This is a genomic window from Pseudomonas sp. NPDC090203 (assembly GCF_044746765.1).
Lineage (GTDB): Bacteria > Pseudomonadota > Gammaproteobacteria > Pseudomonadales > Pseudomonadaceae > Aquipseudomonas > Aquipseudomonas putida_AD.
This window is the reverse complement of the sequence record NZ_JBIVCV010000001.1, coordinates 469,961-488,909: the sequence shown is the minus strand read 5'-3', so window position 1 is coordinate 488,909 and position 18,949 is coordinate 469,961. Positions and strand designations below refer to the sequence as shown.

The window sequence follows — 18,949 nt, the reverse complement described above, 5'->3', positions numbered from 1 at the left end:
AGACGGCATGACTCAGCAATGGGATGCCGGACGACTGGACAGCGATCTGGACGGCGTGGGTTTCGATACCCTCGCTGTCCGTGCTGGTCAGCACCGCACGCCGGAGAGCGAACACAGCGATCCACTGTTTTTCACCTCCAGCTACGTGTTCCGCACGGCGGCTGATGCGGCTGCCACCTTTGCCGGTGACCAGCCGGGCAACGTCTATTCGCGCTACACCAACCCGACCGTGCATTCCTTCGAGGAGCGCATCGCGGCCCTGGAAGGTGGCGAGCAGGCCGTGGCGACGTCCACCGGCATGTCGGCCATTCTGGCCACCGTCATGAGTCTGTGCAGCGCCGGCGACCATGTGCTGGTGTCCAAGAGCGTGTTCGGCTCGACCATCAGCCTGTTTGAAAAGTACTTCAAGCGTTTTGGCGTGCAGGTCGATTACGTGGCCCTGGCCGAGCTGTCTGGCTGGGACGCGGCGATCAAGCCCAACACCAGGCTGCTGTTTGTCGAGTCGCCATCCAACCCGCTGGCCGAACTGGTCGATATCGCCGCACTGGCCGAAATCGCCCATGCCAAGGGTGCCATGCTGGTGGTGGACAACTGCTTCTGCACGCCTGCGCTGCAACAGCCGCTGCGCCTGGGCGCGGACGTGGTGGTGCATTCGGCGACCAAATTCATCGACGGTCAGGGTCGCGCCATGGGTGGCGTGGTCGTTGGCCGCAGCGAGCAGATGAAGGAAGTCGTCGGTTTCCTGCGCACCGCAGGCCCGAGCCTGAGCCCGTTCAACGCCTGGTTGTTCCTCAAGGGCCTCGAAACCCTGAATATCCGCATGCGTGCGCACTGCCAGAACGCGCTGGAACTGGCGCAATGGCTGGAGCAGCAGGATGGTATCGAGAAGGTGCACTACGCCGGTCTTGAAAGCCATCCGCAGCACGACCTGGCCAAGCGTCAGCAGAAGGCTTTCGGCGCGGTGGTGAGCTTTGAGGTCAAGGGTGGCAAGGACGGCGCCTGGCGCTTCATCGATGCCACTCGGCTGATTTCCATCACGGCCAACCTGGGCGACACCAAGACCACCATCACCCATCCGGGCACCACCTCCCACGGGCGCCTGTCGCCGCAGGAGCGTGAAGCCGCCGGTATCCGCGACAGCCTGATCCGGGTTGCCGTGGGCCTGGAAGACGTTGCCGACCTCAAGGCCGACCTGGCACGTGGCCTGGCTGCGTTGTGAGTGACGCTCGTGACTGAATACGCAATGGACGCCGCGAGCGTGCACAACGGTCGTGTTGCGCTGGTCACCGGTGCCGCGCGCGGCATCGGCCTGGGCATCGCCGCCTGGCTGATCACCGAAGGCTGGCAGGTTGTGCTGACCGACGTGGATCGCCAGCGCGGCGAGGCAGTGGCGGATGTGCTGGGTGACAATGCCTCGTTCATCACCATGGACGTCGCCAGCGAAGAGCAGGTGGCCAAGGGCGTTGCCGAGGTGCTGGGCATCTTTGGCCGGCTCGATGCGCTGGTGTGCAACGCGGCGGTGGCCGATCCGCGCAATACCGTGCTGGAAAGCCTGGACCTTGCGCACTGGAATCGCGTGCTGGCGGTCAACCTCACAGGGCCCATGCTGCTGGCCAAGCACTGTGCGCCTTATCTGCGTGCCCATGGCGGCAGTATCGTCAACCTCAGCTCGACGCGCGCCCGGCAATCGGAACCCGATACCGAGGCCTATGCGGCGAGCAAGGGTGGCCTGCTGGCACTGACCCACGCCCTGGCCATGAGCCTTGGTCCGCAAGTGCGAGTCAATGCGGTCAGCCCCGGCTGGATCGATGCCCGTGATCCTTCCGCACGCCGTGCCGAGCCTCTGACCGATGCCGATCATGCGCAGCATCCGGCGGGCAGGGTAGGGACGGTGGAAGATGTCGCGGCGACGGTGGCCTGGTTGCTGTCGAAGAACTCCGGGTTCGTCACCGGGCAGGAGTTCGTCGTCGACGGCGGCATGAGCAAGAAGATGATTTACGTCGAGTAAAGCAGCGACGAGCGACAAGCTACAAGCTTCAAGTTGGAAAGCGGTCGCGCGGCCGACGAGTTGTTTTGGCTTGTAGCTTGAAGCTTATAGCTTGAAGCTGTTTTCAAAAAAAGTTCAAGCAGGGTATTGACTTAGGTTCGGTACCTGCGTAAATTTCGCGGCCTCAGCGAAGCAAAGGGTGATTAGCTCAGCCGGGAGAGCATCTGCCTTACAAGCAGAGGGTCGGCGGTTCGATCCCGTCATCACCCACCATCGTTGAGCAGCTTTATAAGCTGGTAACAAAACGCTGAAGGTTACTGAGATTCAGCAGGACGAACAGTCCACTCTGCGCAGCGGTAGTTCAGTCGGTTAGAATACCGGCCTGTCACGCCGGGGGTCGCGGGTTCGAGTCCCGTCCGCTGCGCCATATTTTCCAGAGTCGTCTTGCCAAGGCAGACGGATCTGAGATTGAAGCCAAGGCATTCAATCAGTGTTTCACGAAGTATGCCTCACGGCATGTTTCAACAGAGTTAAACAGATGAAAGTCTGTGCGACACGCAGCGGTAGTTCAGTCGGTTAGAATACCGGCCTGTCACGCCGGGGGTCGCGGGTTCGAGTCCCGTCCGCTGCGCCATACATAGCTTCAAGGCCCTTGAACTCCTTGAAGCGACAAAGAAAGCGACCCTAGGGTCGCTTTTTTTGTGCCTGTCGTTTAAGCCCGCGCGGGCAGATACGACAGCGAGTGCTGCACAGCGCAACGATAAATGCCATTATTGGCGGCTTGTTTGAAGCGTCGCTGATTTCGAATCTGGAGAGCTGGACCATGGGCATGAACCAAACGATCACTGTGATCCCACCGGGCGTACCGTTGACGGGGCATGTCGCACCACCTGGTTCCAAATCGATCACCAACCGCGCGCTGCTGCTGGCGGCGCTGGCCAAGGGCACCAGCCATCTGCGCGGCGCGCTCAAGAGCGATGACACCCGACACATGTCCAATGCGTTGCGGCAGATGGGCGTGACCATCGAAGAGCCGGACGACACCAGTTTCGTGGTCACCGGCAACGGCACGCTGCAGGTGCCGGAAGGCCCGTTGTTCCTGGGCAATGCCGGTACGGCCGTGCGCTTCCTGACCGCTGCCGTGTGCACCGTCGACGGCAGTGTCACCCTGGACGGCGACCACTACATGCAGAAGCGCCCCATCGGCCCGCTGCTCGAATCCCTGCGCAAGGGCGGCCTGAGCGCCGAGAGCGCCACCGGTTGCCCGCCGGTGTTGGTGCAGGGCACTGGTTCGATCAAGGCCAGTCGTTTCGAAATCGACGGCGGCCTGTCCAGCCAGTACGTGTCGGCGCTGCTGATGGTCGCGGCCTGCGGCGACGCACCGATCGAAGTGGCACTGACCGGCAAGGAAATCGGTGCGCGCGGCTACGTTGACCTGACCATCGCCTGCATGCGCGCCTTTGGTGCAGAAGTGGAAGTGGTCGACGAAGCGCTGTGGCGCGTGTCGCCGACCGGGTACACCGCGTGCGATTACTACATCGAGCCTGACGCTTCTGCCGCGACTTACCTGTGGGCTGCCGAGGCCCTGACCTCGGGCAAGATCGACCTGGGCGTGGCCGCTGACGCCTTCACCCAGCCCGACGCCAAGGCGCTGGAGGTGATTGCGCAGTTCCCGAACATGCCGGCGGTGGTCAACGGCTCACAGATGCAGGACGCCATTCCGACCCTGGCGGTGCTGGCTGCCTTCAACCAGACCCCGGTGCGCTTCGTTGACCTGGCCAACTTGCGGGTCAAGGAATGCGACCGCGTCCAGGCGCTGCACGATGGCTTGAACCAGGTGCGTCCGGGACTGGCTTCGGTCGAAGGCGACGATCTGCTGGTAGCGGCTGATCCGGGCCTTGCAGGCACCAGCAGCACTGGCCTGATCGACACCCATTCCGACCACCGCATCGCGATGTGCTTCGCCCTGGCGGGCCTGAAGGTGTCCGGCATCCGCATCCAGGACCCTGATTGCGTCGCCAAGACCTACCCAGGCTACTGGCGCGCGCTGGAGTTTCTGGGCGTGCGTCTGGAACGCGGCGAGCTCTGATCGCGCCTCAGGAGGTCAGGAGCGACGACCGTCAGTCAATCCGGCCTCCGTTCGGCGATTTCCCGCACGTGACATCGTCTGGCCATAAGTCGCCTGAACGACCCTGTTCAGGCCGCCGCCAGCAACTGGCTGGTAAGCTGAAACCTTCGATGTATCCACATCCTTGCAAACTCTGCGTTGATCCTGCGCTGGCCTTGTTGCAGACTTGGCGGCGATTTTCTGTGGTCTACTGTTCTGTCGGCCTTTTTCCCGGGATGTTTGATGTCTAAATTACTGAGCTTTCGTACCGCATGCTGGGCGATCACCCTGCTGGCCGCCGCAGGCTGTTCGTCGAAGAAGCAGACTGTCTACGAACACGAAAACTTCGATGACGCTGGAACATTCTCGCGCAACTACCCTGTCTCCGATGCAGCCACCTGTGAAGCCGGCCGCCGCGCGCTGCTGAGCCAGGGCTACATTATCACCAGCAGCGATCCGAAGATGATTGCCGGTCACAAGAGCTTCCAGCAGACCGGCGAAACCCACATGGAGATCAGCTTCAACGTGGTCTGCGCTGCGGATGGCGGTGCCGATGGCAAGGCGACCATGTTCGCCAACGCCTTGCAGGACCGTTATGCGCTGAAGAAGGTGAACAACTCGGCGAGCCTTGGTGTGGGCGTGCTGGGTTCGGTGTCGATGCCGATTGGCTCGACCGATGATTCGATGGTCAAGGTCGCCAGTGAAACCGTGGCGTCTTCCAAGTTCTACGACCGTTTCTTCGCGCTGGTGGAAAACTTCCTGCCGCCGGAAGTGAAGAAGGCTGCGCACATTGAAGAAAAACCCAAGACTGACCTGGGCATGCCGGAGCCTAGCGCCAAGCCGGCTGCGTTGACCGAGCAGAAACCGGCTGAAGCGCCAGCCGCTGCACCTGCTGCTGCCCCGGCACCTGTCGCAGCCCCTGCGGCGCTGGCCACGCCTGCCACGGCACCGGCCACCACCGCCGAGCAGAGCAGTGAACCGATGCCAGCACCTGCCGAACCCGAGCCGTTGAAGGCCGAGGTGGTAGCGCCGTCTGAACCTGCGCCTGCGGCCCAGCCTGCAGCGGAGCCTGCCGCCGAACCAGCCCCCGAAGCCACCCCGGCGCAGTGATGGGTTGATGTAACCGCCCCTGTAGGAGCGCGCTTGCCCGCGACGGTGGTGTGTCTGTCACACCAATGTCGTCTGACACGACGCTGTCGCGGGCAAGCGCGCTCCTACAATGGGTTGCGTCGAGTCAGCCGAGGAACAGCTTGTACGCCGGGTTGTTCGTCTCATCCCAATACGGATAGCCAATCTCCTCCAGCGCCTTGGGCACCAGGTGCCGTTCTTCCTCCGGCACTACCAAGCCTGCCACCACCCGGCCATCCGCCGCGCCGTGGTTGCGGTAGTGGAACATCGAGATATTCCACTTTCCGCCCAGCTTATTCAGGAAGTTGAACAGCGCTCCCGGCCGCTCCGGGAATTCGAAACGCAGCACCACTTCATCGCTGACCCGCTCTGAATGCCCGCCCACCATGTGCCGCAAATGCAGCTTGGCCAGTTCGTTGTCGGTCAGGTCCAGCACCGGGAAGCCCTGCTCGGTGAGGCTTGCGATCAGCGCCTTGCGCGGGTCGTTCTCGGGGTGGGTCTGCACGCCGACGAAGATGTGCGCCTCGCGGTCGGTGTGGTAGCGGTAGTTGAATTCGGTGATCTGGCGCTTGCCCACAGCCTCGCAGAAGGCCTTGAAGCTGCCCGGCTGTTCGGGGATGGTCACGGCAATGATCGCTTCGCGGCCTTCGCCCAGCTCGGCGCGTTCGGCGACGTGGCGCAGGCGGTCGAAGTTGACGTTGGCGCCGGACTCGATGGCCACCAGGGTCTGCCCGGTCACGCCGTACTGCTCGACGTACTTCTTGATCCCGGCCGCGCCCAGGGCGCCGGCAGGTTCGGTGATCGAGCGGGTATCGTCGTAGATGTCCTTGATCGCGGCGCAGATTTCATCGGTGCTGACCGTGAGCACTTCATCGACGTAATCCTTGCAGATGTCGAAGGTGTGCTGGCCGATCTGCGCCACCGCCACGCCATCGGCAAACAGCCCGACCTGCTGCAGCACCACGCGCTCGCCGTAGGCCATGGCCTGTTGCAGGCAGTTGGAGTCGTCCGGCTCCACGCCGATCACCTTGATCTCGGGCCGCAGGTACTTCACGTAGGCCGCGATCCCCGCGATCAGCCCGCCGCCGCCCACCGGCACGAAGATCGCGTCCAGTTTGCCCGGGTGCTGACGCAGGATTTCCATGGCCACCGTGCCTTGGCCGGCGATGGTGTCCGGATCGTCGTAGGGGTGGATGTAGACGTAGCCCTTTTCCTCGACCAGCTTCAGAGAATGCGCCAGGGCTTCAGGGAAAGAGTCCCCGTGCAGCACCACTTTTCCGCCGCGCGAACGCACGCCTTCGACCTTGATCTCCGGAGTGGTCTTGGGCATGACGATGGTCGCCTTGATCCCCAGCTTCTTCGCCGCCAGCGCCAGGCCCTGGGCGTGGTTGCCCGCCGAGGCCGTGACCACGCCACGTGACAGTTCCTCCGCACTCAACTGTGCCAGCTTGTTGTAGGCGCCGCGAATCTTGAAGGAGAACACCGGTTGCAGGTCTTCGCGCTTGAGCAGCACCTGGTTGCCGAGCCGCTCGGACAACTGGCGGGCGCCCTGCAACGGGGTTTCCACGGCGACGTCGTAGACGCGGGAGGTGAGGATTTTCTTGACGTAGTGTTGCAGCAGGTCGCCCTGGACCATTGCGCTGTCGAGCATCTGGTTCATCGCGTCGTCCTCGTCAGGCAGGCGGCGATCAGGCGAGCGGCAACGAGGGCGAGGGAAGGGCGGATGATGAGCATGTCTGACTCCTGGTTTCGCGTTTTTTGGCCCGGGAGACAGAAAGAAAAAACCCGCCTCTAGGGCGGGTTGGGTGCAAACGTCGGCTAACCCGCCATGACTGGAATGGCGGTAATAATTCGTTGGCCGAGGTTGTGCAGGAATTCGTTCATGGACCGAAGACTATTGTGAGCGGATGTTGCACGTCAAGAGGCAAGTACGATTGGGCGGATTCCCTTGACCGTAGCAGTCCGGCTTGCCGGCGTCAGGGCCCGGAAGATCGCCGACGCCGGCAAGCCGGACTGCTACGGTTGAGTTGAGAGGGCGGCCATAAAACTTTTCGGCGCGCAGTTCGTCTAGTATTCAACAAGTCTTCATGCATCCGTCATGCAGGCGCTTTAGGGTGAAATACACCGACAGACAGGAAACAGCCACGAGGGCACAGGAAATGGACGATTATCAAGAAGAACTGCTGGAATTTCGCGCTAACGAACTCGATCCGCTGGAACCGGCGGACGACGCCACCGAGCTTTAAGCTCGATCAGGGCACATGACGCTGGCTGCGGCGAAACTCCCCGGGAGTCTGGCCGTTCCAGCGCTTGAAGGCCCGCTGAAAGGCTTCGGCTGAAGCGAACCCCAACAGGTAGGCGATTTCGCCAAAGGCCAGTTCCGTATCCCGGATGTAAGTCATGGCCAGATCCCTGCGGGTATCATTGAGGATCGCACGAAACTGCGTGCCTTCCTCGACCAGCTTGCGACGCAAGGTCCAGGCCGGCAGTTTCAGCCGCGCAGCCACCTCATCCAGGCCCGGCTCCCGGCCACCACTCAACAACGGTCCCAGCAACTGAGTGATACGCTCACGCAGGCTGCGGGTGCGCGTGAGCTGTTCCAGCTCCCTTTCACACAACTCAAGCAGATGACGCCAGGTGCCCGGTACGTGATCGGGGTTGCGCAGGCTCAGGCTGTGCTGGCTCAAACGTAGCTGGTTGATCCCGGCGCCGAAGCTAGTTGGCTGCTCGCTCAAGCCTGCGTAGGCGGCCGAGTAGGCGGGCGCCGGAAACTCGATTTCGATGCGCTCGGCGATCACCGCAGTGCCGGCCAGTGTCGAAAGCTGGTGCAGCCAGCCGGACAGAATCGAGTCCACCACGAAGCGGTTGTAGTCGTTGTACGGGCTGATGGAATAGAAACGCAGCCAGGCGCCGTGGCTGTCTTCGTGAAAGCTCGATTGTCCGCGATAGTTGGCGCCGTACAGCGGCTCGAACCGCATCAGGGTGCGCGCCGCTTCCCGCACAGTGGGCGCCTGTGCTGCGGTGATTCCGGCGAGCCCTGCGTGGGCGAGGCGGCTGCAAAGGCCCATGCGCAGACCCAGTGCCGGCTCGCCGGTCAACTGAATCGCGGCGTGGCCCAGGCGCATGTAGCGCGGGATCGACAAACGCGCCCCGACCTGCGCCAGCCGTGCAGCATCCAGCCCGTATTGCTCAAGCAGCGCAAGAGGGTCGTGCCCGGTACTGCGCACGGCATCGGCCAGGCTGTGGACGAAACCCACCGAGAGATCGCCCAGCCTTACCCCAGGTGCGCCCATGGTTTACAACCAGAGGTTTATCAGGCGCGCCCCGTGCCCGGGTTTGGCGCCCTTGAGCGCGGCGCTGATGGATTGTTCGGCGATGCTCTGGCCGTTGCGGCTGGCAAAGCTGTGACCGGCGCTGCCCTGATCCCAGAATTGCCCGCGCATGAACACGCTGATGCCCGCGCGGGCGTTGCTGGTCGGTGCCAGCGCCAGGCGCTGCCAGGCCTGGCCTTCGGTCAAGGGTTGCGGGCCCAGATCCAGTTCGGCGGCCAGCGCCTGATGTTTACTGCCTCGCCAGGGCTGTGACCAGCTGCCATTGCCCGCGACGAAGGCCGGCACGGCGATCAGCTCGGCGCCGCCTTCGTTCAGGCGTGTGTAGTTCTGCGGGTACCAGCTGTCGGTGCCGATCAGGATGCCCAGGCGGCCGGCCGGTGTGTCGATCACAGTGAGCGTCTCGTCCTTGCCGGAGCGGATGTACCCGCGCTGGTACCAGCTTGGAAACAGCTGGCGCTGGGGCTGGCCGATGGGCAGTCCATCGCGACCAAATACGACACTTGAGTTATAGAGCGCGCCGGTGCCGACTTTCAGCTCGCCGTCCTGCACTTCGGGGTTGGGCAGCACGATGGAGCCCGCCACCAGGGTCACGCCGAATTCCCGGGCCAGCCCGCCGAACACCGTCTGGTAGTCGCGGGCCATGCTGCGGGATTTCATGCGCAGGTGGATGTCGTCCATGCGGTTCTCGCCACGGGCGTGAAACATCGCGTCAAGAAACAGCAGCGGGTTGCTGAACGCCAGCCAGTTCATGGCTTCTTCGATGGTGGTCGACTGGTAGAACTGGGATTTTTCATCCACTGCGAACAGCCAGGTGCCGACGTGCTCGGGCAGCACTACGATGGTTTTTGCGTTGATCAGCCCGTCATCCCGGGCCTGCTGCAGGTACGCCGCCAGCTTGCGGTGCAGGCGCTTGACGCTCGAATAATCGGACGCGAACAGCTCGGGCTGGATGCCCAGCAGGTTGCCGTTGTCGGCAGGTTCGCCATCGTTGACCACCAACTGGATGCGCAAATCGGTGAGGTAATGCCCGACATGCCGCTTGCTGGTCCACAGGCCGTAGCTGACCAGCAGGATGAGCAGCACGGTGAGGGCGAGTGAGCCGAGAACTTTGCGCATGTGGGGTGAAAGCAGACCTGAACGAGATGTTGAATGTGCGTGGCGCAAGCGGATGGCGACACCGCTGGCTGCGCCATTCTGGCATCAGCGCCGGGGTAAGGGAAATCCGACAGCGGCGCGCCGGGCTGAACGCTGCGTCGAAAACTGACCCGGCAGTTTCGACACGCGCTTGAAAGTGTCGGATGGCCATCCAGAAACGACATAAAAAATGTCGCATCCAGTCCATTTTACAGCGCTATCAGACTACAGATTCATTGCAGTCGCGGCGTATTGTGCCCGGGCTTTTGCATGCCGTGCGCTTGTCGCAATGACTGATCGAAGTGGACCAATTGTTTGATCCTGTTGCTTTGGAGAAGGGGGCCGTAAGGATAGCCAGGTAAGTATGAAGTTCGCCTGACGGTCAGTCGGCGCCCCGTCAAATACAGAGAATAACAACAATGAACAGCCTGGATTCCACCACCCCCGGCAGCCAGTTGGCGCAAGGGTTCAAGCCCCGCCACGTGACCATGCTCTCTATCGCCGGCATCATCGGCGCGGGTCTGTTCGTTGGCTCCGGCCACGCGATCGCCGCCGCCGGCCCCGCCACTATCCTGGCCTACATCTTTTCCGGATTGCTGGTCGTGCTGGTGATGCGCATGCTCGGGGAAATGGCCGTCGCCCGGCCCGACACCGGTTCCTTTTCCACCTACGCCGACCAGGCCATTGGCCGTTGGGCAGGCTTCACCATTGGCTGGCTCTACTGGTGGTTCTGGGTACTGGTCATTCCCATCGAAGCGCTGGCGGCAGGGCATGTGCTCAACGCCTGGTTTCCTGCGGTAGACGCCTGGCTGTTCGCGCTGCTGTCAATTGTCGCGCTGATGGCCACCAACCTGTTCAGTGTCGCCAAGTACGGCGAATTCGAATTCTGGTTCGCGATGATCAAGGTGACGGCGATCATCGCCTTCATCGGCCTGGGTTTTGTGGTGCTGATGGGCTGGGTGCCGGATCATCAGGTCGGCGGCCTCTCCCAGTTGATGAGTGAACACGGCGGCTTTGCGCCCAACGGTGCGTCGGCGGTGGTCGGTGCATTCATCACCATCATGTTCAGTTTCATCGGTACGGAGGCGGTGACCATCGCCGCCGCCGAATCCAGCGACCCGGCGCGCAACATCGCCAAGGCCACGCGCTCGGTGATCTGGCGCATCAGCGTTTTCTACCTGCTGTCGATCATGGTGGTGATTTCCGTGGTGCCGTGGAATGACCCGCTGCTGCCCACGGTCGGCTCCTACCAGCGCGCCCTTGAACTGATGAACATCCCCCATGCCGACCTGCTGGTGGACATGGTGGTGCTGGTCGCGGTGGCGAGCTGCATGAACTCCTCGATCTACATCGCCTCGCGCATGCTCTACTCCCTGGGCCGTCGCGGCGAAGCGCCGACAATCACCAAGGTGACGTCAGCGGTCGGCGTACCACGGGCGTCGGTGATCGCCAGCAGCGTGCTGGGCGTCATCGTCACGGTCATCAGCTATTTCGCACCGGCCGGGCTGTTTCAATTCTTGCTCGCCAGCTCCGGCGCCATCGCCTTGCTGGTCTATCTGGTGATCGCCATTTCCCAGCTGCGCATGCGCAAGCTGCTGTTGCGGCAGAACGTCGAACTGACCTTTCGCATGTGGTTTTTCCCCTGGCTGACCTGGCTGGTCATCGCGTTCATCGTCAGTGCGCTGGGCGTGATGCTGGTGACCCCCGAGCACCGCGCCGAAGTGACCTCCACCATTGGCCTGGCCCTGGTGATTTCCCTGATTGGCATCGTGGTGGCGCGTTCCCATGAGCGAGCGCCGGCCACCCGTGGTGCCACGCGATCAACCCCCGTTCAGGGGCAGGAGGCGCCGTAATGCCGCTGCACAGCGAAAACGCCGGCAAGACCCGGACGACCCAGTCGGTCAGCTTTCTGCTGCTGGACAACTTCACCCTGATTTCACTGGCCTCGGCGGTCGAGCCGCTGCGCATGGCCAATCAGTTGTCGGGGCGCGAACTGTATCGCTGGCACACCCTGAGCCAGGACGGTAATCAGGTGTGGGCCAGCGATGGCCTGCCCATCACGCCGGATGCGTCCATCGCCCAGGCGCCGGCTTCCGACACGGTGATTGTCTGCGGCGGGGTCGGCATCCAGCGCGCGGTCAGCCGCGAACATATTCACTGGCTACAGAACCAGGCCCGGCAGTCCCGGCGCCTGGGCGGCATTTGCACCGGCAGTTGGGCACTGGCCAGCGCCGGGCTGCTCAACGGTTTCGAATGCAGTGTGCATTGGGAATGCCTGGCGGCGATGCAGGAAGCCTTCCCGCGGGTGAGCGTCAACACCAGCCTGTTCACCCTGGACCGTGGCCGCTACACCAGCTCCGGCGGCACTGCGCCACTGGACATGATGCTGCACCTGATCGGCCGCGATCACGGCACCGAGCTGACTGCGGCAATTTCCGACATGTTCGTCTACGAGCGCATCCGCAATGAACAGGATCATCAGCGCGTGCCGCTCAAGCACACGCTGGGCACCCACCAGCCCAAGTTGCAGGAAATCGTGCAGTTGATGGAAGCCAACCTCGAAGAGCCCATCGACCTTGACGAGATGGCCGCCTACGTGGACGTTTCCCGACGCCAGTTGGAGCGGCTATTCCAGAAGTACCTCAATTGCACGCCGTCGCGGTATTACCTCAAGTTGCGGCTGATCCGGGCGCGGCAGTTGCTCAAGCAGACGTCCATCTCGATCATCGAACTGGCGGCCGTGTGCGGTTTCGTCTCCACGCCGCACTTTTCCAAGTGCTACCGGGAATACTTCGGCATTCCGCCCCGGGAGGAGCGCATGGGACCCAGGACCGCCCAGCATGTGGCGCTGGTGCCGGTGCATCATCCCTCGGCATTGTCGCCGCTGTCCCGGCCGCTGGAGGCATTGGATCAGGCGCGGGAGGAGTCGAGCTTTGCCAGCGTTCGGATTCAATAGAGAGCCGGGCGCTGCACATCAGGATCAATAAGTTGTCACTTTCAGTCATTGAGCGTGACTGAGGGGCTGTTTACTGTCTGCATCATGAGCAGGGCTATAGTTCAAGTCCCTGATTGAAACGACGGGTGTCACAGAACGCCCGCGCCTTCGTGATGAATCTGATGGAGTTTCTATGACAGCCCCTGTGTACCCGCATTTGCTGGCCCCGCTGGATCTGGGTTTCACCACGCTGCGCAACCGCACATTGATGGGCTCGATGCACACCGGCCTTGAGGAGAAGCCTGGTGGTTTCGAGCGCATGGCGGCGTATTTCGCCGAGCGCGCCCGTGGCGGCGTGGGCCTGATGGTCACCGGTGGCGTGGCGCCCAATGTCGAGGGCGGCGTGTATGCAGGCTCCGCCAAGCTGACCACCCCTGAAGAGGCTGAACATCACCGGATCGTGACCAAGGCGGTGCACGAGGCGGGCGGCAAGATCTGCATGCAGATCCTGCACACCGGTCGTTATGCCTACAGCCCCAAGCAGGTGGCACCGAGCGCGATCCAGGCGCCGATCAACCCGTTCAAGCCCAAAGAGCTGGACGAGGAGGGGATCGAGAAGCAGATTCAGGACTTCGTCACCTGCGCGACCCTGGCCCAGACCGCCGAATACGACGGCGTCGAGATCATGGGCTCCGAAGGCTATCTGATCAACCAGTTCCTGGTGGCCCACACCAACCACCGCACCGACCGTTGGGGCGGCAGCTACGAGAACCGCATGCGCCTGCCGGTGGAAATCGTGCGGCGGGTGCGTGAGGCCGTGGGCCGCAATTTCATCATCATCTATCGCCTGTCGATGCTCGATCTGGTCGAGGGTGGCAGCACCTGGGAAGAAGTGGTGCAACTGGCCAAGGCCATCGAGGCCGCTGGCGCCACGCTGATCAACACCGGCATCGGCTGGCACGAGGCGCGGATTCCGACCATCGCCACCAAGGTGCCGCGCGCCGCATTTGCCAAGGTCACGGCGAAGATGCGCGGTTCGGTGTCGATCCCGCTGATCACCACCAACCGGATCAACACCCCGGAAGTCGCCGAGCAGGTTCTGGCCCAGGGCGATGCGGACATGGTGTCCATGGCCCGCCCATTCCTGGCCGACCCGGAGTTCGTCAACAAGGCCGCCGCCGGGCGCAGCGACGAGATCAACACCTGCATCGGCTGCAACCAGGCCTGCCTGGACCACATCTTCGACGGCAAGCTGACCAGTTGCCTGGTCAACCCCCGTGCCTGCCATGAAACCGAACTCAACTACCTGCCAGTCACGCAGTTGAAGAAGATCGCCGTGATCGGCGCCGGGCCTGCGGGGCTGGCTGCGGCCACGGTGGCTGCCGAGCGCGGGCATGCGGTGACGCTGTTCGATTCGGCCAGCGAGATTGGCGGGCAGTTCAACGTCGCCAAGCGAGTGCCGGGCAAGGAAGAGTTTTTCGAGACGCTGCGTTACTTCAAGCGCAAGTTGGAGACCACGGGCGTCGATGTGCGTTTGAACACCCGGGTTGCGGTCGAGGATCTGCTGGGCAAAGGCTTTGACGAGGTGATTCTGGCCACCGGTATTGCCCCGCGTACTCCAGCGATCCCGGGCATCGACAATCCCAAGGTGCTGAGCTATCTGGACGTGATCCTGGAGCGCAAGCCGGTGGGCAAGAGCGTGGCGGTGATCGGCGCGGGCGGTATCGGTTTCGACGTGTCGGAATTCCTCGTGCATCAGGGCGTGGCCACTAGCCTGGATCGCGATGCGTTCTGGGAAGAGTGGGGCATCGATGGCGCGCTGGAAGCTCGCGGCGGGGTGGCGGGGATCAAGCCCCATGGCCACGAGCCTGCGCGGCAGGTGTTCCTGTTGCAGCGCAAGACCTCCAAGGTCGGCGACGGCCTGGGCAAGACCACCGGCTGGATTCATCGTGCGGGGCTGAAGAACAAGCATGTGCAGATGCTCAACAGCGTCGAATACCTGAAAATCGACGATGCCGGCCTGCACATCCGCATTGGCGCCGAGGGTGAGGAGAAGCTGTTGCCTGTGGACAACGTGGTGATCTGCGCAGGGCAAGACCCGCTGCGCGAACTCTACGATGGCTTGCAGGCGGCAGGGCAGAGCGTGCACCTGATCGGGGGCGCCGACGTCGCGGCCGAGCTGGATGCCAAGCGCGCGATCAACCAGGGTTCGCGGTTGGCGGCAGAGTTGTAAACGTCACACGCATCACCGTAGCAGCACGGCTTGCCGGCGGGGGCGATCTCAAGTACGCCCCCGCCGGCAAGCCGTGCTGCTACGGGACTGTGTAGAATTCGTCTTTCTTCGTTTTCCGCTGCCCTCGCCATGCTCCCCCAAGCCCCGCTGCAACCCCTCAACCTGCATTGGCTCACCGCCGCCGGCATCGACGTCGCGATCCTGCGTCTGGACCTGATCGATCCGCTCATCAGCGGCAACAAATGGTTCAAACTCAAACACCACCTCGCCGCCGCCAAGCAAGCAGGGGCCAAGGGCATCATCAGCCTGGGCGGCGCGCACTCCAATCACCTGCATGCCCTGGCTGCTGCCGGTCGGCGCTTTGGTTTCGAGACGGTTGGCCTGTTGCGCGGCCATCCGGTTGAAACCCCCACCGTGCAGGATCTGCAGGCGTTCGGGATGCAACTGCACTGGCTGGGTTACGCCGGGTATCGCGCTCGCCATGACGCTGATTTCTGGACGCCGTGGCGCGAGCGTTATCCACAGCTGTACCCGGTGCCGGAGGGCGGCGGCGGGCTGGACGGTGCGTTGGGCTGTGGGGAGATCGTCCGTCAGGCGCGCAGCCAGTTGAGCGCGCTGGGCTGGGACGATTACCACGGCTGGTGGCTGGCCTGCGGCACGGGCACCACGTTGGCCGGGCTGGTGCTGGCCGAAGGCGGCCAACGCAGGGTCTACGGCGCGATGGCGGTGCCTGCCGACCACGGTGTTGATGGCAACGTGATGGACATTCTGGGTGTCGAGCAGGGTGGCTACCAACTGCTGGACGCCAGCCGCGGCGGCTTTGCGAAAACCGATCCGCAGCTGCTCGCATTCATCGCGCAGAGCGAGCACGAGAGCGGCGTGCCCCTTGAGCCGTTGTACACCGGCAAGGCGTTGCTGGCGCTGTCCCAGGCGGTTCAGGCCGGGACGATTGCGAGAGGCACGCGGTTGATCTTCGTTCACACCGGTGGGTTGCAAGGCAAACGGGCCAGTTCGGGACTTTGAACCTTCCCCGTAGCAGCACGGCTTGCCGGCGGGGGCGGCGTGTCTGTGAGGCATGTGTTGACTGATACACCGCTCCCGCCGGCAAGCCGCGCTGCTACGAGAGAAGGTATCAGCTCATCTGGCATGAATCCTGCGGACTAGACACCCCGACAGGTCGGTCCTGAGTATGTCGGCGACACTTTTGGAGTCAGGCGGCTCGGGCGCTGTACCGATAATCGGGTATTCACTACGCACGCCGAGGTTTGCATGACCACTCCAGCCATCGAGCAGGTTGACCCTGCCACTTTGAGAAAAGTCATCGTTGCGGCGAGCATCGGCAATTTTGTCGAATGGTTCGACTTTGCGGTCTACGGTTTTCTCGCCACCACCATCGCCCAGGAGTTCTTTCCCAGCGGCGACGCCAGCGCGGCATTGCTCAAGACCTTCGCCGTGTTTGCCGTGGCCTTTGCCTTTCGGCCCTTGGGCGGGCTGTTCTTCGGCATGCTCGGTGACAAGATCGGCCGCAAGCGCACGCTGGCCTTCACCATCCTGCTGATGGCCGGGGCGACCACCATCATCGGCCTGTTGCCCACCTACGCCGCAATCGGGGTGATGGCGCCGATCCTGCTGACCATCATTCGTTGTGCCCAGGGCTTTTCTGCCGGCGGCGAATACGCCGGGGCCTGCGCCTACCTCATGGAGCACGCGCCGCGGGGCAAACGCGCCTGGTACGGCAGTTTCGTGCCGGTATCGACCTTCGCCGCCTTTGCCTCTGCGGCGATCTTTGCCTACGCCCTGGAGGCCTCGCTCTCCACCGAAGCCATGAGCACCTGGGGCTGGCGCGTGCCGTTCCTGGTGGCTGCGCCGCTGGGGTTGGTCGGCCTGTACCTGCGCTGGAAGCTGGACGAAACCCCGGCGTTCCAGGCTGTCGCCGACGAGGACGCCGTGGCCCATTCGCCGCTCAAGGAAACCCTGCGCAATCACGGCGGTGCGATTTGCGCGCTGGGTGCGTTCATCTCGCTGACGGCGCTGTCGTTCTACATGTTCACCACCTACTTCGCGACGTACCTGCAGGTGGTGGGCGGCCTGAGCCGGGCCACGGCCTTGCTGGTGTCGCTGATCGCGTTGTTGTTCGCCGCCGCGATGTGCCCGGTGGCGGGCGCGTTTTCCGACAAGGTCGGGCGCCGGGCTACAGTGGTCACGGCCTGCGTCCTGCTGGCGGTGATGGTGTATCCGTCGTTCCTGATGGCCAGTTCCGGTTCGTTCACAGGCTCGATCATCGGCGTGATGTTGCTGGCGACAGGGGCGGTGCTGTGCAACGTGGTGACGGCGGCGTTGTTGTCTGAGACCTTCCCGACCCGCACGCGCTACACCGCCTCGGCGATCACCTACAACATGGCATACACGATTTTCGGCGGCACCGCGCCGTTGATGGCGACCTGGCTGATCGGCGCCACCGGCAGCAACCTGGCCCCTGCGTTCTACCTGATTCTGGTGGCGCTGCTGGGGCTGGCAGGTGGCCTGGCGTTGAGGGAGACGTCGAAGGTTTCGCTGGATGAGATCGAGGGGCACGCCCATTCGCCTACCGCTGCCCGTTCAGTGGCGTAACGCAGGCCTGTAGGAGCGCGCTTGCCCGCGACGGCGGTGTGTCGGGCTCACTTCGTGGTGCTGATCCACCGCCAGCGCGGGCAAGCGCGCTCCTACAAGGCGATGCCAGATCGATAGCCACCTCACATTGTTGTAACAAAACGTGGCACTGGCGCCCCAAAAAATGGCACATTGACTGCCCCTTGTGCCGCCGACATCTTTTGAAACCATCTCGCGCGCGGCATCTCAATCGTTCGATGGATGAACCTGATGGCCGTCACCAGCCCTTCGACCGCGACCGCCGCGGCCCCTCAAACCAGTCCGCTGGTCATGCGCATCATCGGTGCCGTGGCGCTGGCGCATTTGCTCAATGACCTGATCCAGTCGATCCTGCCGTCGATCTACCCGATGCTCAAGGCCTCCTACGGCCTGAGCTTCACCCAGGTCGGCCTGATCACCCTGACGTTCCAGGTCACCGCCTCCCTGCTGCAGCCATGGGTTGGTTACTACACCGACCGTCACCCCAACCCGCTGGTGCTGCCGGTGGGTTCGCTGTGCATCCTGGGCGGTGTGCTGATGCTCGCCACCGTGGGCAGTTTCCCCTTGATCCTGTTGGCGGCGGGGCTGATTGGCATCGGTTCCTCGACCTTCCACCCCGAGGCCTCGCGGATTGCGCGGCTGGCCTCCGGCGGGCGCTTTGGCCTGGCGCAATCGAGCTTTCAGGTGGGCGGTAACAGTGGCTCGGCGATTGGTCCGCTGCTGGCGGCGGCGATCATCATTCCGTTCGGTCAGGGCCATATCGCGTACTTCGCCCTGATCGCGCTGTTCTCGGTGGGCCTGCTGTACGCCATCAGCCGCTGGTACAAGAAGCACCTGGCGCTGTTCAAGCTCAAGGCCGGCCAGGCTGCGACCCACGGCCTGTCCAAAGGCCGTGTCACCAGTGCGTTGGTGGTGCTGGCGCTGCTGGTGTTCTCCAAGTATTTCTACATGGCCAGTTTCACCAGCTACTTCACCTTCTTCCTGATCGACAAATTCCAGCTGTCAGTGGCCAGTTCGCAACTGCACCTGTTCATGTTCCTGGCGGCGGTGGCGGCGGGCACTTTCTTTGGCGGCCCGATTGGCGACAAGATCGGGCGCAAGGCGGTGATCTGGTTCTCGATCCTTGGGGTTGCCCCGTTCACCATCGCGCTGCCTTATGCGGACCTGTTCTGGACCAGCGTGTTGAGCGTGATCGTCGGTTTCATTTTGGCGTCGGCGTTCTCGGCCATCGTCGTGTATGCGCAGGAACTGGTGCCTGGCAATGTCGGCATGATCGCCGGGATCTTCTTCGGCCTGATGTTCGGCTTCGGCGGCATTGGCGCGGCGCTGCTCGGGCATCTGGCTGACCTCTACGGTATCGTCTACGTCTACACCCTGTGCTCGTTCCTGCCGCTGTTCGGGGTGCTGGCGATTCTGCTGCCGCGCACCAAACCCAAACCTTCCGTACGAACCTGAACCTGACCTT

General features: G+C 63.0%; 14 protein-coding genes and 3 tRNA genes. 14 read left to right on the top strand and 3 right to left on the bottom strand.

Annotated elements, in window-relative coordinates; all coding sequences use genetic code 11:
• The first annotated feature begins 7 nt into the window (after positions 1-7).
• The 7 genes from ACIPO9_RS02190 to ACIPO9_RS02160 all read left to right on the top strand — a co-directional run bounded on the left by ACIPO9_RS02190 (position 8) and on the right by ACIPO9_RS02160 (position 5,204).
• The gene (locus ACIPO9_RS02190) at positions 8-1,219 is read left to right on the top strand and encodes an O-succinylhomoserine sulfhydrylase (protein WP_400778627.1); all 1,212 of its coding nucleotides are present in this window, start codon (positions 8-10) and stop codon (positions 1,217-1,219) included.
• Between the two features lie 24 nt (positions 1,220-1,243).
• A complete protein-coding gene (locus ACIPO9_RS02185) occupies positions 1,244-2,008 on the top strand; it encodes an SDR family oxidoreductase (RefSeq protein WP_274132330.1) in 765 nt (254 codons plus the stop codon).
• 176 nt (positions 2,009-2,184) lie between these two features.
• Positions 2,185-2,260 (top strand) — tRNA-Val (locus ACIPO9_RS02180).
• Positions 2,261-2,337: 77 nt separating this feature from the next.
• Positions 2,338-2,414, top strand: a tRNA-Asp gene (locus ACIPO9_RS02175).
• A gap of 130 nt (positions 2,415-2,544) precedes the next feature.
• Positions 2,545-2,621: transfer RNA gene (locus tag ACIPO9_RS02170), tRNA-Asp, on the top strand.
• 189 nt (positions 2,622-2,810) lie between these two features.
• On the top strand, positions 2,811-4,076 hold the full coding sequence (gene aroA / locus ACIPO9_RS02165) for a 3-phosphoshikimate 1-carboxyvinyltransferase (RefSeq protein ID WP_400778625.1): 1,266 nt from the start codon (positions 2,811-2,813) through the stop codon (positions 4,074-4,076).
• Between the two features lie 261 nt (positions 4,077-4,337).
• Positions 4,338-5,204: a DUF2242 domain-containing protein gene (locus tag ACIPO9_RS02160; protein ID WP_400778623.1), complete on the top strand. Its 867-nt coding sequence runs from the start codon at positions 4,338-4,340 to the stop codon at positions 5,202-5,204.
• Positions 5,205-5,328: 124 nt separating this feature from the next.
• Here the strand turns inward: ACIPO9_RS02160 and ilvA are convergent, their stop codons facing one another.
• Positions 5,329-6,858 carry a threonine ammonia-lyase, biosynthetic gene (gene ilvA / locus ACIPO9_RS02155; RefSeq protein ID WP_400778779.1) on the bottom strand — a complete coding sequence of 510 codons (1,530 nt, stop codon included), beginning with the start codon at positions 6,856-6,858 and terminating at the stop codon, positions 5,329-5,331.
• A gap of 478 nt (positions 6,859-7,336) precedes the next feature.
• Between ilvA and ACIPO9_RS02150 the strand changes: the two genes are divergently transcribed.
• Positions 7,337-7,468 (top strand): hypothetical protein, encoded by a 132-nt coding sequence (locus ACIPO9_RS02150; RefSeq protein WP_274136131.1) that lies wholly within the window; start codon positions 7,337-7,339, stop codon positions 7,466-7,468.
• A gap of 6 nt (positions 7,469-7,474) precedes the next feature.
• On the opposite strand, the gene ACIPO9_RS02145 is transcribed toward ACIPO9_RS02150, so the two are convergent.
• Entirely contained in the window at positions 7,475-8,515 is a 1,041-nt protein-coding gene (locus ACIPO9_RS02145) for an AraC family transcriptional regulator (protein ID WP_400778620.1), read from the bottom strand.
• A gap of 3 nt (positions 8,516-8,518) precedes the next feature.
• Positions 8,519-9,670: a nitrilase-related carbon-nitrogen hydrolase gene (locus tag ACIPO9_RS02140; protein ID WP_400778617.1), complete on the bottom strand. Its 1,152-nt coding sequence runs from the start codon at positions 9,668-9,670 to the stop codon at positions 8,519-8,521.
• A gap of 437 nt (positions 9,671-10,107) precedes the next feature.
• Here ACIPO9_RS02140 and ACIPO9_RS02135 point away from each other — a divergent pair, with 437 nt between their 5' ends.
• The 6 genes from ACIPO9_RS02135 to ACIPO9_RS02110 all read left to right on the top strand — a co-directional run bounded on the left by ACIPO9_RS02135 (position 10,108) and on the right by ACIPO9_RS02110 (position 18,939).
• A complete protein-coding gene (locus tag ACIPO9_RS02135) occupies positions 10,108-11,541 on the top strand; it encodes an amino acid permease (RefSeq protein WP_400778614.1) in 1,434 nt (477 codons plus the stop codon).
• The gene (locus tag ACIPO9_RS02130; protein WP_400778611.1) at positions 11,541-12,644 is read left to right on the top strand and encodes a GlxA family transcriptional regulator; all 1,104 of its coding nucleotides are present in this window, start codon (positions 11,541-11,543) and stop codon (positions 12,642-12,644) included. The genes ACIPO9_RS02135 and ACIPO9_RS02130 overlap by 1 nt, the downstream gene beginning before the upstream one ends.
• Positions 12,645-12,816: 172 nt before the next feature.
• Positions 12,817-14,856: an FAD-dependent oxidoreductase gene (locus ACIPO9_RS02125; RefSeq protein ID WP_400778608.1), complete on the top strand. Its 2,040-nt coding sequence runs from the start codon at positions 12,817-12,819 to the stop codon at positions 14,854-14,856.
• 129 nt (positions 14,857-14,985) lie between these two features.
• Entirely contained in the window at positions 14,986-15,879 is an 894-nt protein-coding gene (locus ACIPO9_RS02120; RefSeq protein WP_400778605.1) for a 1-aminocyclopropane-1-carboxylate deaminase/D-cysteine desulfhydrase, read from the top strand.
• Between the two features lie 246 nt (positions 15,880-16,125).
• Positions 16,126-17,466: an MFS transporter gene (locus tag ACIPO9_RS02115; RefSeq protein ID WP_400778602.1), complete on the top strand. Its 1,341-nt coding sequence runs from the start codon at positions 16,126-16,128 to the stop codon at positions 17,464-17,466.
• A 249-nt stretch (positions 17,467-17,715) separates the two neighbouring features.
• Complete coding sequence (locus ACIPO9_RS02110) at positions 17,716-18,939, top strand: MFS transporter (RefSeq protein ID WP_274136141.1); 1,224 nt, start codon at positions 17,716-17,718, stop codon at positions 18,937-18,939.
• Positions 18,940-18,949: the final 10 nt, after the last annotated feature.